This window comes from Mesorhizobium japonicum MAFF 303099 (genome assembly GCF_000009625.1).
Classification (GTDB): domain Bacteria; phylum Pseudomonadota; class Alphaproteobacteria; order Rhizobiales; family Rhizobiaceae; genus Mesorhizobium; species Mesorhizobium japonicum.
The window spans coordinates 5,888,979-5,913,233 of the sequence record NC_002678.2 but is presented as its reverse complement, the minus strand read 5'-3'; the positions used below and the strand labels follow the sequence as shown (position 1 = coordinate 5,913,233).

Annotated in this window: 25 protein-coding genes; 12 read left to right on the top strand and 13 right to left on the bottom strand. The window is 63.1% G+C overall.

The window, feature by feature from the left end; genetic code table 11:
• Positions 1–36 precede the first annotated feature (36 nt).
• From MAFF_RS29225 to MAFF_RS29210, 4 genes are all read left to right on the top strand, one after another.
• Positions 37–1,023 carry a Tim44 domain-containing protein gene (locus MAFF_RS29225; protein WP_010914626.1) on the top strand — a complete coding sequence of 329 codons (987 nt, stop codon included), beginning with the start codon at positions 37–39 and terminating at the stop codon, positions 1,021–1,023.
• A 367-nt stretch (positions 1,024–1,390) separates the two neighbouring features.
• Complete coding sequence (locus tag MAFF_RS29220) at positions 1,391–1,942, top strand: MaoC family dehydratase (protein WP_044549596.1); 552 nt, start codon at positions 1,391–1,393, stop codon at positions 1,940–1,942.
• A gap of 2 nt (positions 1,943–1,944) precedes the next feature.
• Complete coding sequence (locus MAFF_RS29215) at positions 1,945–3,105, top strand: CaiB/BaiF CoA transferase family protein (RefSeq protein WP_044549593.1); 1,161 nt, start codon at positions 1,945–1,947, stop codon at positions 3,103–3,105.
• Positions 3,106–3,119: 14 nt separating this feature from the next.
• A complete protein-coding gene (locus tag MAFF_RS29210) occupies positions 3,120–4,265 on the top strand; it encodes an extracellular solute-binding protein (RefSeq protein ID WP_010914623.1) in 1,146 nt (381 codons plus the stop codon).
• 56 nt (positions 4,266–4,321) lie between these two features.
• On the opposite strand, the gene MAFF_RS29205 is transcribed toward MAFF_RS29210, so the two are convergent.
• The gene (locus MAFF_RS29205; protein WP_032929190.1) at positions 4,322–5,161 is read right to left on the bottom strand and encodes an amidohydrolase family protein; all 840 of its coding nucleotides are present in this window, start codon (positions 5,159–5,161) and stop codon (positions 4,322–4,324) included.
• Between the two features lie 66 nt (positions 5,162–5,227).
• Positions 5,228–6,013 carry an IclR family transcriptional regulator gene (locus MAFF_RS29200; RefSeq protein ID WP_010914621.1) on the bottom strand — a complete coding sequence of 262 codons (786 nt, stop codon included), beginning with the start codon at positions 6,011–6,013 and terminating at the stop codon, positions 5,228–5,230.
• 170 nt (positions 6,014–6,183) lie between these two features.
• Between MAFF_RS29200 and MAFF_RS29195 the strand changes: the two genes are divergently transcribed.
• From MAFF_RS29195 to MAFF_RS29160, 8 genes are all read left to right on the top strand, one after another.
• On the top strand, positions 6,184–7,503 hold the full coding sequence (locus MAFF_RS29195; protein ID WP_010914620.1) for an ABC transporter substrate-binding protein: 1,320 nt from the start codon (positions 6,184–6,186) through the stop codon (positions 7,501–7,503).
• 125 nt (positions 7,504–7,628) lie between these two features.
• The gene (locus MAFF_RS29190; RefSeq protein WP_027046570.1) at positions 7,629–8,525 is read left to right on the top strand and encodes a carbohydrate ABC transporter permease; all 897 of its coding nucleotides are present in this window, start codon (positions 7,629–7,631) and stop codon (positions 8,523–8,525) included.
• Complete coding sequence (locus MAFF_RS29185; protein WP_044549588.1) at positions 8,525–9,391, top strand: carbohydrate ABC transporter permease; 867 nt, start codon at positions 8,525–8,527, stop codon at positions 9,389–9,391. Before MAFF_RS29190 ends, MAFF_RS29185 begins: the two co-directional genes overlap by 1 nt.
• Positions 9,392–9,395: 4 nt before the next feature.
• Positions 9,396–10,493 (top strand): ABC transporter ATP-binding protein, encoded by a 1,098-nt coding sequence (locus MAFF_RS29180; protein WP_010914617.1) that lies wholly within the window; start codon positions 9,396–9,398, stop codon positions 10,491–10,493.
• Between the two features lie 3 nt (positions 10,494–10,496).
• The gene (locus tag MAFF_RS29175) at positions 10,497–11,609 is read left to right on the top strand and encodes a mandelate racemase/muconate lactonizing enzyme family protein (protein ID WP_010914616.1); all 1,113 of its coding nucleotides are present in this window, start codon (positions 10,497–10,499) and stop codon (positions 11,607–11,609) included.
• A gap of 9 nt (positions 11,610–11,618) precedes the next feature.
• Positions 11,619–11,948, top strand: coding sequence for an L-rhamnose mutarotase (locus tag MAFF_RS29170; RefSeq protein WP_010914615.1), 330 nt, complete (start codon positions 11,619–11,621; stop codon positions 11,946–11,948).
• The gene (locus MAFF_RS29165; protein WP_010914614.1) at positions 11,941–13,017 is read left to right on the top strand and encodes a Gfo/Idh/MocA family protein; all 1,077 of its coding nucleotides are present in this window, start codon (positions 11,941–11,943) and stop codon (positions 13,015–13,017) included. Before MAFF_RS29170 ends, MAFF_RS29165 begins: the two co-directional genes overlap by 8 nt.
• On the top strand, positions 13,014–13,463 hold the full coding sequence (locus MAFF_RS29160) for a MaoC/PaaZ C-terminal domain-containing protein (RefSeq protein WP_032933144.1): 450 nt from the start codon (positions 13,014–13,016) through the stop codon (positions 13,461–13,463). The genes MAFF_RS29165 and MAFF_RS29160 overlap by 4 nt, the downstream gene beginning before the upstream one ends.
• 79 nt (positions 13,464–13,542) lie before the next feature.
• Here the strand turns inward: MAFF_RS29160 and MAFF_RS29155 are convergent, their stop codons facing one another.
• The 11 genes from MAFF_RS29155 to ehuA form a co-directional block, all read right to left on the bottom strand.
• Positions 13,543–14,223, bottom strand: coding sequence for a GntR family transcriptional regulator (locus tag MAFF_RS29155; RefSeq protein ID WP_044549583.1), 681 nt, complete (start codon positions 14,221–14,223; stop codon positions 13,543–13,545).
• Positions 14,224–14,405: 182 nt separating this feature from the next.
• Positions 14,406–15,527 (bottom strand): acyltransferase family protein, encoded by a 1,122-nt coding sequence (locus tag MAFF_RS29150; RefSeq protein ID WP_010914611.1) that lies wholly within the window; start codon positions 15,525–15,527, stop codon positions 14,406–14,408.
• Between the two features lie 218 nt (positions 15,528–15,745).
• On the bottom strand, positions 15,746–16,747 hold the full coding sequence (doeB, locus tag MAFF_RS29145) for a N(2)-acetyl-L-2,4-diaminobutanoate deacetylase DoeB (protein WP_080512117.1): 1,002 nt from the start codon (positions 16,745–16,747) through the stop codon (positions 15,746–15,748).
• Positions 16,748–16,752: 5 nt separating this feature from the next.
• Entirely contained in the window at positions 16,753–17,931 is a 1,179-nt protein-coding gene (gene doeA, locus MAFF_RS29140) for an ectoine hydrolase DoeA (protein WP_044549579.1), read from the bottom strand.
• A gap of 134 nt (positions 17,932–18,065) precedes the next feature.
• Positions 18,066–19,058: a cyclodeaminase gene (locus MAFF_RS29135; RefSeq protein WP_010914608.1), complete on the bottom strand. Its 993-nt coding sequence runs from the start codon at positions 19,056–19,058 to the stop codon at positions 18,066–18,068.
• Positions 19,055–20,041, bottom strand: coding sequence for a hydroxyectoine utilization dehydratase EutB (eutB, locus tag MAFF_RS29130; RefSeq protein ID WP_044551499.1), 987 nt, complete (start codon positions 20,039–20,041; stop codon positions 19,055–19,057). The genes MAFF_RS29135 and eutB overlap by 4 nt, the downstream gene beginning before the upstream one ends.
• A 5-nt stretch (positions 20,042–20,046) precedes the next feature.
• Entirely contained in the window at positions 20,047–20,826 is a 780-nt protein-coding gene (gene eutA / locus MAFF_RS29125) for an ectoine utilization protein EutA (RefSeq protein ID WP_010914606.1), read from the bottom strand.
• Positions 20,827–20,829: 3 nt separating this feature from the next.
• The gene (ehuD, locus tag MAFF_RS29120) at positions 20,830–21,489 is read right to left on the bottom strand and encodes an ectoine/hydroxyectoine ABC transporter permease subunit EhuD (protein WP_010914605.1); all 660 of its coding nucleotides are present in this window, start codon (positions 21,487–21,489) and stop codon (positions 20,830–20,832) included.
• Positions 21,489–22,148: an ectoine/hydroxyectoine ABC transporter permease subunit EhuC gene (gene ehuC, locus MAFF_RS29115; protein ID WP_010914604.1), complete on the bottom strand. Its 660-nt coding sequence runs from the start codon at positions 22,146–22,148 to the stop codon at positions 21,489–21,491. Before ehuC ends, ehuD begins: the two co-directional genes overlap by 1 nt.
• Before the next feature lie 219 nt (positions 22,149–22,367).
• Complete coding sequence (gene ehuB, locus MAFF_RS29110) at positions 22,368–23,219, bottom strand: ectoine/hydroxyectoine ABC transporter substrate-binding protein EhuB (protein ID WP_044549575.1); 852 nt, start codon at positions 23,217–23,219, stop codon at positions 22,368–22,370.
• 86 nt (positions 23,220–23,305) lie between these two features.
• Positions 23,306–24,145 (bottom strand): ectoine/hydroxyectoine ABC transporter ATP-binding protein EhuA, encoded by an 840-nt coding sequence (gene ehuA / locus MAFF_RS29105; protein ID WP_010914602.1) that lies wholly within the window; start codon positions 24,143–24,145, stop codon positions 23,306–23,308.
• Positions 24,146–24,255 lie beyond the last annotated feature (110 nt).

Here is a 24,255-nt window from a genome sequence, read left to right as displayed (position 1 = left end):
ACTTCCAAAAACCACATCGATAAAGGTTCACCTCCGATGATGTCTCGCACCAGCCGATTTGCAACCCTGTTTGCCGGACTGTTCCTCGCATTCTCCATGGTCGCGATCGATCATGCCGAGGCTCGGCGCGGCGGCAGTTTCGGCAGTCGCGGCACCCGCACGTTCCAGTCGGCGCCGCCGACCAGGACCGCGCCAGCGCCGATCGCTCCGGTCGAGCGTTCGATGACACCCAACACCGGCGTGAACTCTGCCGCCCGGCAGCCGCAGGCCGGCCCGCAGAGGCCCGGCTTCATGAGCGGCTTCGGTGGAACGATGATGCGCGGCCTGCTGATCGGCGGCCTGATCGGCCTGCTCCTGGGCCAAGGCTTCGGCGGCCTGGCCGGCATGTTCGGCTTCCTGTTGCAGGCCCTGCTCATCGGCGGCGCCATCATGCTGGCCATCCGCTTCTTCCGCACGCAGTCGGCGCAGGGCCCTGCCCCGGCGCTCGCCGGTGCCGGCAATGCCCAGGCGTCGCGATTTGAAAACCGCGCTGCGGCACAGCAGCAGACGGCAAGCTCATTCACAATTCCCGGCTTTGGTGATGGTTCGGGCGGAGCCTCTCTGGCTGCCGATTCGGAAGAGATCCGGCTCGCACAAACTGACCTCGATGCATTCCAGCAGTTGCTGACTGACATCCAGGAAGCATTCGGGCGCGAAGACCATGCCGCCCTGCGCCGGGCGACAACGCCTGAGATGGTGTCCTATCTCTCAGAAGAGCTGGCGGACAATGCCCAGAAAGGTCTCAGGAACGAGGTCTCCGACATCACCTTGCTGCAGGCCGACATCGCCGAAAGCTGGCGCGAGAATGACCGCGACTACGCCACGGCCGCGTTGCGCTACGAGTCCCGCGACGTGATGCGCGAACGGGGCAGCGGCAAGGTCGTCGAGGGCGACGAAGACCATCCGACAGAGACGACCGAGCTGTGGACATTCACGCGTCAGAATGGCTCGAACTGGAAGCTCTCGGCAATTCAACAGGCCTGAGTCCGACCATTGTATGGGGGCGTCGGTGGCGCCTCAGCGCACGATCCTTAGGCACATCGGCGCGGCGCCGATCTTGACGGCGCGCCGATGTCCGTCAGCAGGCCTGCGCGCTGAAATAAGGCGCCTCCCGGTTCAGGCTGCCGACAAAGACCAGACAATCCTTGTTCGTGATTTCCTCCGCTGCCTGCCTGCGCCTGAGCGCGCGGGATTGGGCAAAATTTCGCTATCCTCGCTTGCAACGTAACCCCATATGTGAAAATACTATTTACAAAAGAAGATTGACGGGAGGAAACGTCATGCGATCTGGCGCCTTGACGCGAGTTGAAATGGTTGCGTGGGACCTCCTCCGCGCCCTGTGGAGCCAGGTATGAACAACTTTGCTCCCACCGTCGGCGTGGCCTCGACCTACCCCAAAAACATGCCCCAGGAGCACGCCGCGCTGCCTGTATGGAACGCCGAGAACTGGTTCTACGAGGACTGGCCGGTCGGCCAGAAAATCCGGTCGCTGCGGCGCACGATGGCGGAAGGCGACAGCCACCTCTTCAACACGCTGGTGCTCGACATCCATCCCTATGTGCAGGACCAGATGTTCGCCGAGAGCGAAGGCATTTTCGGCAAGCGGCTGATCGCCGGCGCCTTCGTCTTTTCGGCGGGGCTGGGGCTGGTCGCGACCAACTGCGTCAACGCCTTTTCCTACGGCTATGACAGACTACGCTTCATAAAGCCTGTCTTCATTGGCGACACGATCTATTCGATCCGCTCCAACCTCGACAAGACGCCGCGCTACAAGGAGATGGGGCTGATCCGTGCCAGTTATGAAGTGTTCAAGGGCGAAGGCGAACTCGTCCTCTATTGCGAGCATTTGCAGACGGTGAAGTACCGCAACCCGGCCGATTTCGTCGGCAAGACGGAGAAATGAGAATGCCGGCAACCGCCGAATTGCCGCTTGCCGGTCTCACCGTCGTCGACATGAGCCAGTTCCTGTCCGGCCCCTATTGCTCGCTGCGCCTGCTCGATCTCGGTGCCCGTGTCATCAAGATCGAGCGCCCGGATGGCGGCGACCTGTCGCGCCGGCTCTATCTCAGCGACACCGAGATCGGCGGCGATTCCACCATCTTCCACGCCATCAACCGCGCCAAGGAAAGCTTTGCCATCGACCTCAAGAACGAGGCCGATCTCAAGGCGCTGCGCGGGCTTCTGGCCAAGGCCGATGTGCTGATCCAGAATTTCCGGCCCGGCGTCATCGAGCGGCTCGGCTTCGACTATGAGGCCGTTCGCAAGATCAATCCGCGTTTAGTCTACGCCTCGATCAGCGGCTATGGCGAGCACGGCCCATGGGTCAAGCGGCCGGGCCAGGATCTGCTGGCGCAATCGCGCTCCGGCGTGATGTGGCTGAACGGCGACGAGGACCAGGGGCCGGTGCCGTTCGGGCTGGCCATCGGTGACATGCTGGCGGGTGCGGCCTGCGCGCAAGGCATTCTGGCGGCGCTGGTGCGGCGCGGCATTACCGGCCAGGGCAGCCATATCGAAACCAGCCTGCTGGAAGCGCTGGTCGATTTCCAGTTCGAGGTGCTGACCACGCACCTCAATGACGGCCGCCGCTTGCCCAGGCGCTCCAGCTTCCGCAGCGCGCATGCCTATCTCTCGGCGCCCTACGGCGTCTACCCGGCCAAGGACGGCTATCTCGCTATTGCCATGACGCCGATCCCGAAACTCGCCGACCTGCTGTCGCTCGACGAGCTGGCGCCCTATCGCGACGAACCGGCGTCGTGGTTCACCGCGCGCGACGACATCAAGGCGATCATCGCACAGCGGGTCGCCAGCAAAACCATCGACGAATGGCTCGCCATTCTCGAGCCGGCCGACATCTGGTGCGCCAAGGTGCTGACCTGGCCGGAGATGCTGGCCAGCGAAGGTTTTCAGTCGCTCGACATGCTGCAGACGGTGACGCGCGAGGACGATGTCTCGATCCTCACCACCAGTTCGCCGCTCAGGGTCGACGGCATCAGGGCCAAGGTCGATCGCGCGGCACCACGCATCGGCGAGCACAGTGCCGCGATCCGCGAGGAGTTCGGCCTGTGACCACGCTCAAGGGCATGACCTGGAGCCATCCGCGCGGCTACGATCCGATGGTCGCCTGCTCTTCGCTTTGGCAGCAGAAGACCGGCGTCGCTATCCACTGGGACAAGCGCTCGCTGCAGGATTTCGAATCCTTCCCGGTCGAGGAACTGGCGCGCGCCTATGATCTGATCGTCATCGACCACCCGCATGTCGGCCAGATCACCGCGGAATGCTGCCTCGCACCGCTGGATGTCGCCGGCCGCGAGGCCGAGCGCGCAGCCCTTGCATCGGGGAGTGTCGGCCAGTCCTATCCGAGCTACAACTGGCGAGGGCGGCAATGGGCCTTCCCGATCGATGCCGCCAGCCAGGTCCAGGCCTGGCGGCCGGATGCGCTCGACGCGCCGCCGGCGCGCTGGAGCGAGGTGCTCGATTTCGCCCGGCAAGGCCGCGTGCTTTTGCCGCTGCGCCCGCCGCATGTGCTGATGGTGTTCTACACACTGGCCGGCAATCTCGGGCACGCTTGCGCGACTGATCCGTCCCTCGATCTCATCGATAGCGAGACCGGCAGCGAAGTCTTCGAGAAGATGCGCGAGATCGCCGCACTGGTCGAACCGGCCTGTTTCGAGATGGATCCGATCGCGGTTTCAGAACGCATGGCGGAGGCGGATTCCAAGATCGTCTGCGCTCCGCTGATCTATGGCTATGTCTCCTATGCGATAGCAGGGTTTCGCGCGCGCCGGCTGGCCTTCACCGACATCCCGGTCGTTGGCGCCAACGGCCCTGTCGGTTCGGCGCTCGGCGGCACGGGCATAGCGGTGTCAGGCTTTTCCAAGGCGAAGGATGCGGCGACGGACTTCGCCTATTGGGTTGCCAGCGGCGACGTGCAACGCAGCGCCTATGCCGCTGCCGGTGGCCAACCAGGCCATGCTGCCGCCTGGGAGGACCAGACGGTCAACGCCGCGACCGGCAATTTCTATCACGACACGCGCGCGACGCTGGAGGGCGCATGGGTGCGGCCGCGCCATGACGGCTACATGGCGTTCCAGCAGGCAGCGTCTGACCGCCTCCTGTCCGGCATGACTTCCGGCCACAAAGCCTCCCAGGTGGTTGCCGATCTCATCAGCCTGTTTCGCGAGAGTCCCCCGGCGCAGGTGTCCGGCGCTGCCGGCGGAGGAGCCTGAACGAAGCCGAACGGAGGAGAACGTCTGGGCCACGTCTCAGCGAGAGGCAAATCCAACTATTCCAGCCGCCAGAGCTTGCGGGCATTGCCCGACAGCAACCTGTCGCGCTCCGCGATGCTGCAACCGGAAAGCAGCGCGTGGGTCGCTGCCACCCAGGTCGACAGGCCGCCACCAAGCGTGCAGACCGGCCAGTCGCTGCCCCAGACGATACGGTCCCAGCCGAACGCAGCGATGGTGTGCTCGACATAGGGCCGCAGCGTCCCGACCGTCCAGTTGACGGGATCGGCATAGGCGACCACGCCGGAGATCTTGGCCATGACGTTCGGACGCCGCGCGATCTCGCTCATATGCGCGCGCCAGGGATGCTCGGCTCCGCCCTTGATGTCAGGGACGCCGCAATGGTCGAGAACGAACTGGACGTCGGGTGCGAGGTCGGCCAGCGCTATCGCCTTCGGAATCTGGTGCGGCAGCACGACGAGATCGAAAGTCAGGCCGATGCCGCCAAGCCGCTTGATGTTGTCGCGAAACACCGCGCCTTCCGACAGATCGTCGGGCACGACATGGAGCACACGGCGGAAACCCTTGACGAAAGGATTTGTCCGCTGCCTTTCGAGATAGGCCGGAAAATCCGCGTCTTCCGGCCGGCAGGACGCGATCGCCCCGACCAGCATGCTGCCGGCCTGTCGCGACAGACCTTCCACCCGTGCAGTCTCGACTTCGATGTCAGCGGGATCGACATCGACCTCCATGTGCAGCACGCGCTCGACGCCGACCCGCTGCGCCTCGGTGGCATAGTCCTCGTAGGAGAAATCGCGGTTGAGCTGCGGCACGCCGGCAAGCCAGGGATAGCGCAAGGCCGAGCGATCGATGAGATGCAGATGGGTGTCGATGATCACTGGAGCTCCTCCCAATTGGCTTTGGTCAGATAATCTCACGGAGGAATTCTTCATTCAAATAAGAATTTATGCTGCCGACCCTACAGCCGATCCGGCCAGATGCGACAGCTTCTCGGTCGTGACCAGCAACAACTCGATGGTCCGGGTGATGTCGGGCGCGGAAGGCGTGTTGATGACGGTGATGTAGGGGATCGACAGGGCGGCGATGGCCTTGCCGTCGGAACTGCGCACCGGCGCCGACAGGTTGAAGACGCCGGCGGTCTGCATCGAGGCCATCATCTCGTAGCCACGGTCGCGGATCTGGTCGAGCCGGGTGAAGAACTCGACCGACTGCGCCGTCTTGTCGGTGCTGCGGACATGTTCGGAGATCATCATCTGCCGCTCTTCCTGCGAGCGGAATGCGAGCAGCACATGGCCAGAACCCGTGTCGAACAGGCTGATGTGGGAGCCCACCCGGATCGAGATGCCCCAGTAGTTCGGCGCCTCCTGTTGGGCAATAACGACGGCGGAACCACGATCAAAAACAACGAGTTGGTTGGCCTGCTGCGAAGTCTCGGCTAGCTCGCGCATCAGCGGCGTGGCGTAGGAGACCAGCCGCCGCACCGGAGCGTGCAATTGCGCCAAGCCGAACAGTTTCAACGTCAGTGAATAGCGGTCGCCATCCAGCCTTGTGACATAGCCGCGCCGCACCAGCCGGTCGAGCATGCGGTAGAATTCGTTCGGGCTGCGGTCGAGTTTCTTGGCGATTTCGGCCTGGGTCAGGCCGCCGTCGACGCCGGCCAGCAGCTCAAGAATGTCGAGCCCCTTGTCGAGCGCCGGCGCGCGGTAGCGCTCGTCTTCGCTGTCATCCATGAGGCATTTCTCCAGTGAATTCTGCCCTTCATATACGCAGGAATGCGGCCGGCGGAAACAAAATTTCGCCTTGACGTATGTATGAATGTTTTGTTTGTATATGAATGTAGCATTTCTTGTCACGCGGACAAGTTGCGGTCGCCGCTAAGGCGCACCCAGGGAGGAAACCAATGAACAGACTGCTTTCCGGCGTCTCCGCCGGCGCATTGGTGCTTGCATTCGGTGCAGGCACGGCCCTTGCCGGCGACCTGCCCGGCAAGTTCGAAGGCGTCACCGTCGACGTGAAACTGATCGGCGGCCAGCAATATGAAAAGCTCTATGAGCGCATTCCCGAATGGGAGAAGGCCACCGGCGCCAAGGTCAACATCCTGACCAAGAAGAATGGCTTCGACATCGACAAGGAGTTGAAGTCCGACATCGCCTCTGGCAGCACCAACTGGTGCGTCGGCTGGAACCATTCGTCCTTCGCGCCGCAATATACCGGCCTCTACACTGACCTCAGCAAATTGCTGCCCAAGGAAGAGATCGACGCCTTCGTGCCGTCGACGATCAAGGCGGCTACCATCGACGGCAAGCTGGAGATGCTGCCGCGCGCGCAATTCGACGTCTCGGCGCTCTACTACCAGAAGAGCCTCTACGAGAACGCCGACAACAAGACTAAGTTCAAGGCTAAATACGGCTATGACCTGGTGCCGCCGGACAGCTGGAAGGAAGTCACCGATCAGGCCGAATTCTTCGCCAACCCGCCCAATTTCTACGGCACGCAATTTGCCGGCAAGGAAGAGGCTATCAACGGCCGCTTCTACGAGATGGTGGTCGCCGAAGGCGGCGAGTATCTCGACAAGGACGGCAAGCCGGTCTTCAACTCGGAGGCCGGCATCCGGGCGCTCGACTGGTTCGTCCATCTCTACAAGGCCAAGGCCGTGCCAGCCGGAACCACCAACTATCTCTGGGACGATCTAGGCCAGGGCTTTGCCTCCGGCACCGTCGCCATCAATCTGGACTGGCCGGGCTGGGCCGGCTTCTTCAACGACCCGAAGTCGTCGAAGGTGGCGGGCAATGTCGGCGTGAAGGTCGCGCCGAAGGGGTCTTCCGGCAAGCGCACCGGATGGTCCGGGTTCCACGGTTTTTCGGTGACCGAGAACTGCCCGAACAAGGCCGCCGCCGCATCGCTCGTCTGGTGGCTGACCAATGAGGACAGCCAGAAGCTCGAGGCCGCAGCAGGCCCGCTGCCGACACGCACGGCCGTGTGGGATTGGGACCTGAAGCAGGCCGAAAACGATCCCTACAAGAAGGAGGTTCTCTCCGCCTTCCAGGAAGAAGCCAAGCACGCCTTCGCCGTGCCGCAGACGCCTGAGTGGATCGAAATCTCGAACGCCGTCTATCCCGAACTTCAGGCGGCGATCCTGGGCGACAAGACCGCCAAGCAGGCATTGGACGAAGCCGCCGCCAAGGCGACGCAAATCCTGCAGGATGCCGGCAAGCTCTAGAACCGTCTCCAAGGCCGCCTCCCCCATCAGGAATGGGGGAGGCGATCGCGTCTCGCCGGAAGCTCCGCGATGCACACCACCTTTCGGCGCCCCGCCCACGCAATGCAAAACCCAACAGGATTCTGATGAAGGGCTTCAAGCCATCGGCGCCATTCCTGCTGCTGCTTCCAGCCTTCATCGTGCTGGCCGCGGTCGTCGTCGTGCCGCTGCTTCTGTCGCTCTATTCCAGCTTCACACCGTTCCGCCTGACCAAGCCCGAAACATTCTTCGTCTTCGTCGGCTTCCGGAACTATCTCTCGATCCTGGCCAACACCGATTTCTGGTGGGCGTTCGGGCGCACAGTGCTGCTGCTGACCATCGCGCTCAATCTCGAAATGCTGCTGGGCCTCGGGCTCGCTATGCTGGTCGAGAAGGCGACGCGCGGTCAGCGCATCCTGCGCACGCTGATGATGTTTCCGATGATGTTCTCGCCGATCCTCGTCGGCTTCCAGTTCAAGTTCATGTTCAACGACAATATCGGCCTGGTGAACAACGCCCTGCAGTCGCTCGGCATTACGCAGGACGCCATTCCGTGGCTGATCGAGGGCCATCTCGCCTTCATCGCGATCTCGATCGCCGAGATCTGGTCGTCGACCGCGATCTTCGCCATCCTGATCCTTGCCGGCCTGCTCGCCATGCCCAAGGAGCCGATCGAGGCTGCGCGCGTCGACGGCTGCACGCCCTGGCAGACCTTCCGCTATGTGACATGGCCGTTCGTCATGCCATTCGCCTATATCGCCATGACCATCCGTTCGCTCGACGTGGCGCGCGCCTATGACATCGTCAAGATCATGACCGATGGCGGACCGGCGGGCCGCACCGAGCTGTTGTGGACGCTAGTGGCGCGCACCGCTTATAGCGACGGGCGCATGGGGATGGCCAACGCCATGGCTTATTTCTCGATCCTGCTGTCGATCGCCTTCACCGTCTATTTCTTCAACAAGCTCGCCGCGGCGCGCACGCAGATCGGCGCGGAGTGGTGATGGACGAGAATTCTTCCGCCCGCCTGAAGCGCCGGCTGCTGGGCATCGTCTATCGCATCGGCCTGTTCCTGGCGATGCTGACCATCTGCCTGCCCGGCCTCTGGATCGTGCTGTCATCGCTGCGGCCAACCGTCGAGATCATGGCCAAGCCGCCGGTGTGGATCCCGCAGGAGATCTCGTTCGACGCTTACATCGCAATGTTCTCGGGCATCGGCAAAGGCGGCATCCCGGTCATCGAATATTTCCGCAATTCGCTGATCATCTCGGTGACCTCGACGATCATTGCGGTCGCCATCGGCATGGCCGGCGGCTATGCCTTCGCGCGCTACCGCTTCCGCGGCAAATCCAGCGTCTTCCTCGGCCTGATGCTGACGCGCACCGTGCCGGGCATCGCGCTGTCGCTGCCGCTGTTCTTCCTCTACGTGCGGCTCGGCATCATCGACACGCATTTCGGGCTGATCCTGGCCTATGTCGCGCTTAACGTGCCGTTCACCATCTGGCTGATCGACGGCTTCTTCCGCCAGGTGCCGAAAGACCTCGCCGAGGCCGCACAGATCGATGGCTGCACGCGCTGGCAGGCTTTCTGGCAGGTGGAGTTCCCGCTCGCCGGACCGGGCATTGCGTCTGCCGCCATCTTTGCCTTCTTGACCTGCTGGAACGAATTCGCGCTGGCTTCGCAACTGACCCGCTCGGTCAGCGCCAAAACGTTGCCGGTCGGCCTGCTCGACTACACGGCCGAGTTCACCATCGACTGGCGCGGCATGTGCGCGCTGGCCGTGGTGATGATCATTCCCGCACTCACCCTCACCTATATCGTCCAGAAACACCTTGTCGGCGGCCTGACCTCCGGCGCGGTGAAAGGCTGATCCCATGGCAACGGTTTCCCTCAAAAAACTGACCAAGCGCTACGGCAATATCGGGATCGTGCATGGCATCGATCTCGATATTGCCGACCGCGAATTCATCGCGCTGGTCGGCCCGTCAGGCTGCGGCAAGTCAACGACTTTACGTATGATTGCCGGGCTCGAAGAAATCAGCGCCGGTACGATCGAGATCGGCGGGCGTATCGTCAACGATCTGCCGCCGCGCTCGCGCAACATCTCGATGGTGTTCCAGTCCTACGCGCTCTACCCGCACATGACGGTGCGCGAGAATCTCGGCTTCTCCCTGAAGATCGCCGGTGCGGCCAAAGAGGACATGGATCGCCGCGTCGCCGAGGCCTCGGCCATCCTCGGCCTCGATACGCTGCTCGACCGCCGCCCGTCGCAGCTCTCCGGCGGCCAGCGCCAGCGCGTCGCCATGGGCCGCGCCATCGTGCGCGACCCCGACGTGTTCCTGTTCGACGAGCCGCTTTCCAATCTCGACGCCAAGCTGCGCACGCAGATGCGCACCGAGATCAAGAAGCTGCATGCCAAGGTGCAGTCGACAGTGATCTACGTCACCCACGACCAGGTCGAGGCGATGACGCTGGCCGATCGCATCGTCATCATGCGCGACGGCCATATCGAACAGGTCGGCACGCCAGACGAGGTGTTCCGCCGCCCGGCGACACGCTTCGTCGCCGGCTTCATCGGTTCGCCGCCGATGAATTTGCACGAGGCGACGGTCGATGACGGCCAGCTGGTTTTCGCCAGCGGCGAAAAGCTGCCGCTGCCCGCCCAGTTCAAGGCCAATGTCGCGACCGGCGACAAGGTTGTGTTCGGGTTGCGGCCGGATGACATCTATCCGACCGGCCATGGCATCAGCTCCGGCGGGGCGGCCGATGTCCATCAGATCGACCTGCCGATCACCGTCACCGAGCCGCTCGGCAACGAGACGCTTGTGTTCGTCGAGTTCAACGGCACGGACTGGGTTTCGCGCATGCTGAACCCGCGCCCGTTGCGCTCCGGCGAGCGGGTGGCGATGAGCCTCGACCTGTCGCAGGCGCATCTGTTTGCCGCCGAGACCGGAAAGACATTGCGGAGCTGACCGATGGCTAGAATCGAGAAAGTCGAACTGCGGATGGTGGACCTTGTGCCCAAGGTCAGGCGCACGGATGCCATCCAGAGTTTCGTCAGCCAGGAAACACCCATCGTCACGATCACCGATTCCGACGGCGCGATCGGCACCGGTTACAGCTACACGATCGGCACCGGCGGTTCGTCGGTGATGCGGCTCTTGTCCGACCATCTGGCGCCACGCCTGATCGGCCGCGACCCCGACATGATCGAGGCGATCTGGCACGATCTCGAATTCGCCACCCATGCGACGACCATCGGTGCGATCACCTCCATCGCCATTGCGGCGATCGATACGGCGCTCTGGGATCTGAGGGCGAAGAAGCAGAACCTGCCGCTGTGGAAACTCGCCGGCGGCGCCAAGGACCGCTGCCCGCTATACACCACCGAGGGCGGCTGGCTGCACATCGAGACCGCAGCACTTGTCGACGACGCACTGGCTGCCAAGGCGAAGGGATTTCGTGGCTCGAAAGTGAAGATCGGCAGGCCGCACGGGTCGGAGGATCTCGCCCGCCTGTCGGCGGTGCGCAAGGCTGTGGGCGACGGCTACGAGATCATGACCGACGCCAATCAGGGGTTTTCGGTCGACGAGGCGATCCGGCGCGCGGCGCGGCTGCGCGAACTCGACCTCGCCTGGATCGAGGAGCCGCTGCCGGCCGACGACATTGACGGCCATATCAGGTTGTCCAACTCGACGCCGACGCCAATTGCCATTGGCGAATCGCTCTATTCGATCCGCCATTTTCGCGAATACATGCAGAAAGGCGCCTGCTCGATCGTGCAGGTCGATGTCGGCCGCATCGGCGGCATCACGCCATGGCTCAAGATCGCCCATGCGGCGGAGGCCTTCGACATTCCGGTCTGCCCGCATTTCCTGATGGAGCTGCATGTCAGCTTGACCTGCGCGGTTCAGAACGGCAGGTATGTCGAGTACATTCCGCAACTCGACCAGTTGACCGGCAAGCATATGCGCATCGAGGATGGGCATGCGCTGGCGCCCGACGAACCCGGCATCGGCATCGACTGGGATTGGGACGCGGTCAAGGCCATGAGCATCGCCGAATTCACCACGGCGATCACGAAATAGGAGTCGGATATGCAGCGAATGGGCATGGTGCTGGGGTTGAAGCCGGAAAAGGTCGAGGAGTATGTCCGCCTGCATGCCGCCGTCTGGCCCGACGTGCTGACCATGATCTCGGCCTGCAACATCAAGAATTACTCGATCTATCTGAGGCGGCCGGAGAACCTGCTGTTTTCCTATTTCGAATATCACGGCACCGACTATGCGGCCGACATGGCCAAGATGGCAGCCGACCCGAAGACGCAGGAATGGTGGGCGGTCTGCATACCATGCCAGGAGCCGCTCGCGACCCGCAAGGAGGGCGAATGGTGGGCCAGTATGGACGAGGCCTTCCACTATGACTGAGGGTGGTTTCGACCCTGCCCTACTCGTCCAGTCCTGGCCAAAACCCTCGAAGCCTCGCCCGATCGTCACTTTCGGTTCCGGATCGATCGTCGGCGACGCGCATTTTCCCGCCTATCGCAAAGCGGGCTTTCCGATTGCCGGCCTCTATGATCCGGACCAGGCCAAGGCGACAACCCTGGCCGACAAATGGGGCGTGACGGCGTTCCGTTCGGTCGGCGAAGCCGCAGCCGTCCAGGATGCGATCTTCGATCTGGCGACCCCGCCGGGACGGCATGCCGAGATCCTGAAAGACCTGCCCGACGGTGCGGTCGCGTTGATCCAGAAGCCGATGGGCAATTATCTTGGCGAGGCAACCGAAATCCTCGAAATCTGCCGCGCCAAGAACCTCAAGGCGGCCGTGAACTTCCAGCTGCGCTTCGCGCCGATGATGCTGGCGCTCAAGGACGCCATCGCCAAGGGCTGGCTCGGCGAGATCGTCGACTTCGATGCCTGGCTGGCGCTGGCGACACCGTGGGAGTTGTGGGAGTTCCTGCTCAAGGCGCCGCGCGTCGAGATCGCCATGCACTCGATCCATTATCTCGACCTCATCCGGCAATTGCTCGGCGATCCCAAGGGCGTCCACGCCAAGACGCTCGGCCATCCCAACCACAAGGTGGCGCAGACGCGCACCAGCGCCATTCTCGACTATGGCGACACCGTGCGCTGCGCGCTGTCGATCAACCATGACCACAAATTCGGCCGCCGGCACCAAGCCTGCGAATTTCGCATCTGCGGCACCGAGGGCGCCGCCTATCTCAAGCTCGGCCTCAACCTCGACTATCCCCGGGGCGAGCCGGACATTCTGGAAATCCATCCGAAGGGCGGGACGGACTGGATCGCGGTGCCGCTTGCCGGCGAATGGTTCCCCGACGCATTCGTCGGGCGCATGGCCAATGTGCAGCGCTTTGCATCAGGAGAAGACGACGAACTGGTCAGCTCGGTCGAGGACGCCTGGAGCACCATGGCGCTGGTGGAAGCCGCCTATAAATCGAGCGCGGCGCCGGCGACGCTGATCGCGGAAAGACCCTGATGGAACAGATCACCTATTTCGAAGACTATGAAATCGGCTCTTCGCGGCTGACCAGCGGCCGCACCATCACCGAGACCGACTTCGTCGTCCATGCCGGCCACACCGGCGATTTCTTCCCGCACCACATGGACGCCGAGTACATGAAGGCGACGCCGTTCGGCCAGCGCATCGCGCACGGCACGCTGGTGTTCTCGGTCGGCATCGGGCTGACGGCGAGCATTATCAACCCCGTCGCCTTCTCCTATGGCTATGACAGGCTGCGCTTCATCAAGCCGGTGTTCATCGGCGACACGATCCGCACGCGCACCACCATTACGGCCAAGGAGGACGATACCAAGCGGCCGGGCTCAGGACGGGTAATCGAACGCTGCGAGGTGATCAACCAGCGCGGCGAAGTGGTGCTCGCCGCCGACCACATCTACATCGTCGAACGCAAGCCGGCCTGAGCTGAAAATCGGTGCGGTTCTTACGAACCGGTGGCGCACGCGGTGATGCGCTCCAGCCCGAGCAGCAGGACCATCGCGACTAGGATTTTCGCGACAGGCCGCCGCCCTCTATCGCATTGACGAGCGTGCCGCTGCCTTCGCGAAGGTGCTGGCGCAGAACGCTCACGGCCTTCTTGCCGTCGCGCTGGCGGCAGGCAGCCAGCAGGTCGCGATGTTCCGCCTGTGAGCGGGTGCGATAGTCGAGGTTCGACAAGAGGATGCGGACATAGCGATCGGCGGCGTTGTGGTGCGCCTCGATCAGACCGAGCAGACGCTGGTTGCCGCAGGCAGCGTAGAGCGACAGGTGAAAGGTCCGGTTCAGCGCCCCCCAGCGGCCGACATTGCGCTCCGCGTCGATCTGGTCGAGCACCTGTTCGGCCTCATCGAGCTTGCCGTCCAACAAAGCCGGAATGGAGAGGCGAAGCGCTTCGCATTCGAGCAATTCGCGCACCGCGTAGATTTCGCTGATCTCGGCGCCGTCCATCCGTGCGACATGCGCGCCCTTGGTGGGGTGAATGGAGACAATGCCCTCCGCCTCCAATTGGCGAAGCGCGTCACGAATAGGCATGCGGCTGAAGCCGAACTGCTCGGCAAGGTCGTCCTGGCGTAGCGCCGTGCCGGCCTTCAGCGTTCCGCTAGCAATGGCCTCGCGCAGCACGTTGGCGACCTGCTCGGCAACCGTCTGCGGCCTCTCGATCAGGCCTTCCGCAAATTCACGCAATCGATGCTCCCAGTCACGCGGACTCCAGCGTAGCGGAAAACCGCCGAACTGGACATGAGTATCCTCGTGTACGAACTGCACCGGGCCCGCTGCAGGCTAGCCAGCGTTGACGGCGAGATGCCCCGAGCCGATGGTCTCTGTCAGATATTTCTGCAGGGCGCTGCCCAGCGAAGGCGCGGCGCCTAAGCTGCCGTGGCCGGCCGATCCTTGAACAGGACCGGATCAGCAACAGCCGGCCCCGCATATCGTCTACGCAGGCGCAGAAATGGCGCTTCGATGCAGGTGTAGCTGAGATAGCCGATCGGGATCGTCGCCAGAAAGCACAGCAAGGACCAGAGGCAGGCAACGTAGAAATTGCTTATGCCCATGATGTTCGTGTTTATGAACGCCGCCAACTGCATGACGAAGAACAGGTGCAGGAGATAGATCGAATAGCTGTAGGCGCCAGCCTTCTCCAGGATCCTGAACGGCAGCCCTGTTCGCTTCCTTGGAAAGCTGGTGTCATAGTAGGCGATCCCAAACGAATAGGCCGCCGCCTCCACCGTTGGCAGGATGATCCATATCCAATGCGGCGAGGGATAGTGCCCTAGCTGGTAAAATCCCCCGGCGGCATCGAACCACCAGAAGAACCCCGAAAAGGCCAGCAGAACGGCTAGCGCGAGCCAGTGCCGGTCCTTCACATGGGCGCGGAGATGGAAGGCAAGGATGCCGGCCAGAAACTGATCGGCATGGCCAATGATGGTCCAGGCCGCCGCCGATTGTACCTCGCCGAGCTGCACGTAAAGCGCCCACCTCAGCAGAATGGCTGCAGCGATGAACAGCAACGGCGCGAACGGGAAGCGTCTGGACGCCATCAGCAGGAACGGCAGCAGGATGTAGAAGTGGGCTTCCACGGTTATCGACCAACCGCCGTTCGGGAGGGTGGGAAAGATCACCCCCTTACCGACGTCGGTGAAATAGCCGCCCAGGGGCTGGCCCGCCATAGATACGCGGCAAGCCTCGATGGCTATCACGGCCAGCAAGAGCGGAAGCAGCCGCAGCGCCCGGTTGGCGAAGAAGGGCAGATAGCTGACCTGTTTCCCGTCAAGAAGCTTGGCGAACAGGTAGCCGGAGAGCGTCATGAACAATGAAACGCCGGTGAACCCCTCATCCAGCAGGCTGAAAATGGGCACGGCGGGCACGAAATCATAGGGCACCGGCCCCTCGGGAGACTGATGAAGGAAATGCCAGGTGAAGACCAGGAAAGCCGCAAGGCCACGAACATGGTCCAGCGCCGGATAGTGTTCTCCAGTCGAAGATCTCATGATTCAGACCAGGCGTCCGGGCGTTCAACGATCATCGCCATGTCGCGCGGTCCAATGCCCGCAACGATGGCAGCAGAGCGAGGGTCCGCTTGCCAATGCCTAGTTTGTCTGCCTCTCGTTAATTTACACTTCCATTCGATGGAGAAAATTGATGGCCGGCGCGGCCAGCCGCAACCGCCGGGAACCGCGCGGCATGTGCCGGGACGCAGCCGCTCCGATCAATCGACCTCCACAGCTACGACCGCCGCGCAGTCGCCAGCCTTGACCAGTCCGGGAAAATGCCGCGCCGCCAGCATGCCCGACATTTTTGCCCGGATCTCCTGCGGGGCAATGCCGGTGCGGCCAACCGAATGGATTCGTGCCAGCACCGCGTCCTTCTCGACGGGCTCGCCGAGATCGACCATGGTTTCGATCATGCCGTCCTCCTCGGCGAAGGAGAAGCAATCGCCCGACGGCATGTCCAACCATTGCGTTCTGCCCTTCTCGACCGCCCCAGCAACAATGCCCGCATGACGCAGCACATTGAGAATGCCACGCCGTGCAATCCGCACCGTTTGAGCGCGCGAGGTGCCGCCGCCGCCAAGCTCGGTGCTGACGAAGACCTTGCCCATCTCCTCGGCCGCCGTGTCGTACATGCCGACCGAGTCGATTTCGATCATGCGCATCGAGAAGGGCGCCGAGAATGCCGCCACCGCATCGAAGGCTTTCTTCTCCAGCACCTTGTCGGGCAGAGTATGGGCCGCACAGAACGGCACGAAATCCAGCGTCTTTCCCCCGGAGTGGAAGTCGAAGACGATGTCGGCGCGGGGCAGCAATTCGCGCTGGAAGTAGTCGGCGATCTTCTCGGTCACCGTGCCATCCGGCCGGCCGGGGAAGCTGCGGTTCATGTTGCCCTTATCGATCGGCGAGGTCCGCGTGCCGGCGCGGAAGGCCGGATAGTTCATCGCCGGCACGATAATCACCGTGCCGCTGACTTGCTTGGGATCGAGCGCGCGGGCGAGATCGTAGAGCGCCAGCGGCCCTTCATACTCGTCGCCATGGTTGCCGCCGGACAGCAGTGCCGTCGGTCCCTTGCCGTTGCGGATGACGCAGATCGGAATCATCACCGAGCCCCAGGCCGAGTCGTCGCGGCTGTAGGGCAGGCGCAGGAAACCGTGCTGGACGCCATCACGATCGAAATCGACAGTCGGCGCGATCGGCGACGGGCGGAGGCTGGATATCGGGCTCAATTCTTCACCACCAGTTTGCGCGGAACATTGGCCAGGCACTCTACACCGGTTTCGGTGATCAGGATGGACTCGGTGATCTCCAGCCCCATCGTTTCCAGCCAGAGCCCGGTCATGAAATGGAAGGTCATGCCGGGCTTGAGTTCGGTGTGGTCGCCGGGACGCAGGCTCATCGTGCGTTCGCCCCAATCCGGCGGATAGGAGAGACCGATCGAGTAGCCGGTCCGGTTGTCCTTGACGATGCCGTATTTCTTCAAGACGGCGAAGAAGGCATTGGCGATGTCCTCGCAGGCGTTGCCGGGCTTTGCGGCGGCAAGCCCCGCCTCCATGCCTTCCAGTGTCGCCTTCTCGGCATCGAGGAATTCCTGCGTCGGCTTGCCGAGGAACACGGTGCGCGACAGCGGACAGTGGTACCTGTTGTAGCAGCCGGCGATCTCGAAAAAGGTGCCCTCGCCCCGCTTCATCGGCTGGTCGTCCCAGGTCAGATGCGGCGCCGAGGCGTCCACGCCAGACGGCAGCAGCGGCACGATCGCCGGATAGTCGCCGCCAATACCGTCGACGCCGCGCGTACCGGCATCGTAGATCTCGGCGACGAGATCGCATTTGCGCATGCCGATCTCTATTCTGTCGAAAATGCGCTGGTGCATGGCTTCGACGATGCGGGCGGCCTTGCGCATATAGTCGATCTCGGTCGGGCTCTTCACCGCGCGCTGCCAGTTGACCAGCGCGGTGGCATCGACGAAGCGGGCATTGGGCAGATGCTTCTGCAGCGAGGCGAAGGCGGCGGCCGAGAACCAGTAGTTGTCCATCTCGACGCCGATGGTGAGCTTGCCCCAACCGCGATCGGAAAGCACGCTGGACAAGAAATCCATCGGGTGGCGTTCCGTCGACTGCACATAGTGATCGGCATAGCCGACGATGTTGTTCTGCGCGAGATAGGCGGTGCGCTTGGCGCCGTTGGCGTCCTGGCCGCGGCCGTACCAGACCGGCTCGCCCGAGGGCGGCACGATGACCGCCTGGTGCACGTAGAAGGACCAGCCGTCATAACCGGTCAGCCAGGCCATGTTGGAGGGGTCGCTGACGATGAGGAGATCGACGCCCCTGGCCTCCATGGCTCGCCGCGTCTTGGCGAGGCGATCCGCAAATTCGCCGCGCGAGAATTTCAGATTTGGTTGCATTCTTTTGCTTCCTCGTTTGTTGGGCCCTGGAGTCCGTTTCAACTTCGGTGAACCCGGCTCCAGGAATTTTGCTTGAGCATGATCTGATCGGAAAACCGGTTCCCACTTTTCCGGATCATGCTTTGCGGCCAGCATCAGCTTTCAAAAATGGTTCCGGCATTGGCCGCCCGCGCGCGGTTGCGGGCGAGCGTGGCGATCGCCGTGTCCTGCACGCCGGTGCCGGTCAGGTCGGCGATGGTGATATCGCTGGCCGCGCGCCGGCCATGTTTGGTGCCGGCGATGATCTGGCCGAGTTCGGTCACGTCTTCATCGGCGGCCATCACCCCTGCCGCGATGGCATGATGCAGTTCGCCCAGACGCCGCGTCTGGCGCGCACTGTCGGCGACATAGAGATCGGCCATGCGCAGGATGGCCGGCGCGATCTCGTTCTTGTGTTCGGCGTCCGAGCCCATGGCGGTGATGTGCTGGCCGGCCGAAATGAAGCCTGCCTTGATCAGCGGCTCGGTCGACGGTGTGGTGGTGACGATGATATCGGCGCCGGCAACCGCCTCCGCTGCATCGGGCTCGGCGTGCACGGTAATGCCCAGTCTTTCGCGCAAGCGGGCAGCGGTGGCTTCAGCCTTGGCGGCGTCGCGCGCCCAGATGCGGGCTTCGGCGATCGGCCTGACAAGGCGCAGCGCTTCCAGTTGCAGACCTGCCTGCAAACCGGCGCCGAAGATTGCTGCCACGGTGGCGTCTTCGCGCGACAGATGCTTCGCCGCAACCGCACCAGCCGCAGCGGTGCGGACATCGGTGAGGTAGCCATTGTCGAGCAGCAGCGCCTCTACCACACCGGTCCTTGCCGAAAGCAGCACCATCATGCCGCCACCGCTCGGCAGGCCGAGCTTTGGATTGTCGAAGAAGCCGGAGCTGATCTTCACGGCGAAGCCATCGATACCGGGCACATAAGCGGACTTCACGTCGACCTCGCCGCGATGCTCGGGAATGTCGAGCCGCAGGATCGGCGGCATCGCCACGGGCAGAGTGGCGAGCGCGCGAAAAGCGTTCTCGACGCAGGCGACGGCGTCGAGATCGAGCGTTACGATCTTGCGCAGTTCTGCTTCGGTCAGAATCGTCATACGGCTCATGCGGCGCGCTCCCCGATTGCCTCGCCGCAGATGATCCGGCGGTGCGCATTCATGTCGATGTTGCGGCCGGAGAGAAGTACGACCATCGGCCCTTTCGCCTTGACCTTGCCGGCGAGAAGCGCTGCGATGCCGACCGCGCCGGCGCCCTCGACGATCTCGCGCTCCTGCGCATAGGCATGGCAGATACCTGCGGCGATCTCGTCCTCGCTGAGCAAGATGATTTCGTCGAGCAGGTCGCGGCACATGGCGAAGGTCAGCCTGTTGTCGAGGCCGATGCCGCCACCCAGCGAGTCCGCCAACGTCGGCAGTTCCTCCACCAGGACAGGCCGGCCGGCATCGAGGCTCGCCTTCATCGCAGCACCCCGCGCCATCGAAACGCCGATGACTTCTGTCCCGGGCCTGATGCCCTTGACGGCTGTGGCGACGCCGGAAGCCAGGCCACCGCCGGAGAGTTGCACAAGCACCAGAGCGGCATCCGGGACCTGCTCGATCATCTCCAGCCCGAGCGTGCCTTGCCCGGCGATGATGGCGGGATTGTCGAAAGGCGGCAGCATCACCAGCCCCTGCTGCGCCACCAGCCGCTCAACCTCCTGCTGGGCATCGTCCTGGCTGTTGCCGACGATGTGGACCTCGGCGCCGAGCCGGCGGATTTCGTCGAGCTTGTTCTGGGGCACCAGCCGCGACATGCAGATCACCGCGCGCATGCCTTCGAGCTTCGCAGCATGTGCCAGCGCCCGGCCATGGTTGCCGGTCGAGGCCGCGACCACACCGCCTGCCTTTTCTTCCGCGCTCAGCGAAGAGACGGCATTCGTGGCGCCGCGGAGCTTGAAGCTGCCGGTAGTCTGGCGATGCTCGAGCTTGAGATGGACGGGGACACCGAGACGTTCCGAAAGGCTCGAGGATAAAACAGTCGGCGTGTACTCGACCTTGCTGGCAATACGCTCACGCGCGGCGCGGATATCGTTAAGGGAGACGGTCGTCATGATCATCAATCGCGCGGCAGAGGAAGCGTCATCAGCTGCCCAAATTCGGGGCGCGGCGTCTCGTCGCCACACAGCCGCAAGCAGTTCCAGGCTGTCGCTTGGTTGCTGGTCACTACAGGACGGCCGATTGCCTGTTCCATGCCGGTGACCGCAAGCGCGCCGCGCAGCGCCGTGCAGGACACAAACAGCGCGTCGGCCTGCGGGTCGGTCACTTGCCGCGCGAGATCGACAAGGGCTGCCGGCGGGATGCGCGCCATCTCTCGGTCGTCCTCGAAACCGAGACAGGTGAAGCTGGCTATCTCGAAACCACGCGCCGCGAAATAGGCCGCCATCGGCCTGGAGGTTTCGACCGTGTAGGGGGTAAGAATGCTGATCCGGCGCACGCCGAAGGCATTCAGCCCGCGCACACCAGCCATTGGCGGAGTGACCACAGGAACGCCGGGCTTGGCCGCCTGGATCGCCGTCTCGATCTCGGCATCACCGATCACCACCGAGGCCGACGTACAGGAGTAGCAGATGGCGTCGAGCTTCTCATCGGGCAGGATCAGCGCAGCCCCCGCCGTCAACGCCGGCTGCATCTTGCGCAGATTTTCCGGCGTCGTCGGATTGGCATAGGGGATACGCGCGACATGGACACCGATGCGCTCGCTCGCCACCATGCGGCGAAAGTCCGGCTCACTGGTGTGATCCGTGGCCAGGATGATCAGGCCGACGCGCTTGTCGAGCGGGCGGTCATCGAGTGATGGCCGTTTTGGATAGACCTTGATCTCGGGCAAAGGTTTCATCGGCTATCTCTCGATCTTGCCGTAACGGCGTTCCAGCCAGCGCAGCAGCACGACCGAACAAAGACTGATGGCGAGGAAGAAGGCGCCGACCAGTGTGATCGGCTCGATGTAACGATAGTAGGTGTTGGCGACGCTTCTGGCCTGGTTCATCAGTTCCAGCACGGTGATCGCCGACAGCAACGGCGTCTCCTTGAACATGGCGATGAAATAATTGGCCAGCGCCGGGATCATCGGCGGAATGGCCTGCGGGATGATGATGTGCGTCCAGGTCTGCCTGGCGCTGAGATTGCAGGCCTTGGCGGCTTCCCATTGGCCACGCGGTACATTGTCGATGCCGGCGCGGTAGACCTCCGCCGTGTAGGTGCCGTAATGCAGCCCGAGCCCTATGACACCGGCAACCAGTGGCGGCAGCAGGATGCCGATGTCGGGCAGCACGTAGAAGATGAAATAGAGCTGCACCAGAAGCGGCGTGCCTCGGATGAATTCGGCCGACCAGCCGACGGTGCGCGACAGCGCCTTGTTGGGCGAGCGGCGCGCCAGCGCGATGCCCAGCCCGACGATCGCCGCCAGCACCGAGCCCAGCAGCGTCGCCAGGATGGTGATCTTCACCCCCTGGATCAGCGTCGGCATGATCTGCCATACGAAATCCCAATCCCACTCCATCAGACGCGCACCCCATCAAGGCCGCGCGCCATGCGGCGCTCCAGCGAGCGCACACCCCAAGAAATGAGCAGCGCCAGGACGAAATAGATGACCAGGATGGTGGCGAACGGCACCATCGTGTTGCCGGTCTGCGCGCGCACCACCTGCGCCTGGAAGGTCAGGTCGGCGAGCGAGATCAGCGAGACCACGGAGGTGGCCTTGAGCAGTTCGATGGCGTTGTTGCCGAAGGTCGGCAGCATTACCAGAAAGGCCTGCGGCAGGATGACATGGCGCAGGCCTTGCCAGCGGCCGAGATTGAGCGCGATGCAGGCCTCATGCTGTTCACGGCCGATCGACTGCACGGCGCCGCGCACCACCTCGGCGGCATAGGCGCCGACATTCAGGCCCAAGGCCAGCACGCCGGCCTGCAGTGGAGTCAGTTCGAGGCCAATCAGCGGCAGCACGAAATAGGCGAAGAACAGCTGCACGAAGATCGAGGTGCCGCGGAAGAATTCGATATAGGCGGTGGCGAGCGCCCTCAGCGCGAAGAACCGCGACAGCCGCCCCATGCCGGCCAGAAAGGCCATGATCAGGGAAAGCACCGACCCCATCAGCGTCAGCTCGATGGTGACAAGCGCCCCCTGCAATATCAGGCCGAGATAGCCGGACCACTGGGTCATCTAGGTTCCAACATTTCATTTTAGCCCCTTCTCCCCGTTCACGGGGAGTTGAGGAGCGGTCCGCGTAGCGGGCGAAAACCCAATTGCTTGGCTTTTCGAGCTACGAAAGCCGGCAGGCAGATGAGGGGCATCGCGAACTTATAAAGGTATGGCGCCGCCCCTCATCCGTCACTTCGTGACACCTTCTCCCCGTAAACGGGGAGAAGGAAGAAGAGGCACCTACTTCGCCGAGCAGAGCTTGTCGCGCGTCGTCGACATCGCGGCGGCGGCCGAGAAACCGTAAGGCTCGATGATCTTGGCGAACTCGCCCGACTTCTTCATCTTGGCGAGCTCGACGTCATAGGCATCGCGCAGCGCCTCGTCGCCCTTCTTGAAGGCGGCGCCGTCGCAATAGACCGGGGCGCCCTGCACCGGGGCGATGACTTCGAGGTTCGGGTCGTTGGCCTTCTTCATCAGATCGTTGATCGACAGAACCGGCAGCGAATAGGCGTCGATGCGGCCGTCCTGCACCATTTTCAGGCCGCTCTGGCCATCCGGCACGACGATGACGCGTTCGCGCGGCACGCCTGCGTTGAGTGCCAGCTTCTCCTCGGTGCCGCCACCGGGCGCGCCGATCGTGGCGGATGTGTCCTTGGCGACGTCCTCGTAGCTCTTGAAGCCTTTCGGATTGCCCTTCTTCACCAGCATCGCCTCGGCGTCGCACAGCACCGGTTCGGAATAGGCGACCGCGGCGCAACGCTCCGGCTTCATGAACAGGCCGGCGGTTACGACATCGAAGCGGCCGGCCTTCAAGCCGGGGATCATGGCGCCATATTCGGAGATCGAGGCGACGATGTCGCCAACGCCGAGCCGCTTGAAGATTTCACGCGCCACGTCGGGTGCCGCGCCCGACACCTTGCCGTCGGCCGCCACCGCCGTGTAGGGCGGCTCATTGGCGATGGCGACACGGGCGAAGCCCTGTGCCTTCAGCTGCTCGAGCTTGCTGTCGTCGGCCGAGCCCGGGATCGAGGCGGCCAGAACCGCCGCCAGTGCCAAGCCGGCGACGCCGGCCAGAATGCCAAGTTTCTTCATTGTTCCCAACTCCTGTTTCTTGTCTTGGTTTGTTCGAGGCGGCTTTCCGTCCCTGGAGGACGGCGTTGTCGCCTCGGGCATGACGGTCAGACGCGATGTCCGGCCGCGATGATCTTCTTCAGGAAGCCTTGCGTGCGCTCCTGTTTGGGATTGCGGAAAATCTCGTCGGGTTTGCCCTCCTCGACGATCTTGCCGCGATCGAAGAACAGCACCCGGTCGGCAAAGTCGTGGGCAAACCCCATTTCATGGGTGACCAGCAGCATGGTCATGTCGGTCTCGGCGCAAAGCCGCCACAGAACGTTGAGCACCTCTTCGACCAGTTCCGGATCAAGCGCCGACGTCACCTCGTCGAACAGCATGATCTTGGGCTGCAGAGCGAGCGCCCTGGCGATCGCCACGCGCTGCTTCTGACCACCCGACAGTTGCGCCGGCATCGCCTTGGCCTTGTCGGCCATGCCGACCATGTCGAGCAGTTCCATCGCCCGCTTCTCGGCGGCGGCGCGCGGCATACCCTTGGTCAGCATCGGCGCCAGCGTCACATTGTCGATGACGCTCTTGTGTGGAAACAGGTTGAACAGCTGGAACACCATGCCGATCTTCTGACGCATCCGCGCCAGATGCCGCTCGTCCGCGGGCAGCAGCTGGCCGTTGCGCTCCATGTGGTAGAGCTGCTCGCCCTCGATCTGAATGTGGCCGCCGTCGATGCGCTCGAGCGTCATCAGGATGCGCAGGATCGTCGTCTTGCCCGAGCCGAGGGGCCGATCAGCGCCAGCTTTTCGCGCGGCATGACCTGCATCGACAAGCCGTCCAGCACCTTGAAGGCACCGAAGCTCTTCGAAATGGCATCGACCTTGATGATGGGTGCGGACAAATGAATTTCCCCGTGCTGGAGAAGCCTGTGCCCTTAACGATGCGGAACGCGCCAAATCATGTCAATTGGGAAAATAATATCATGACAATTATTCTGATTGCGCACATTTTCCGATCAATCGTGGCTGGTTTTTTGGGCATGCCATCGTCCCGAAACCGCTTCGCA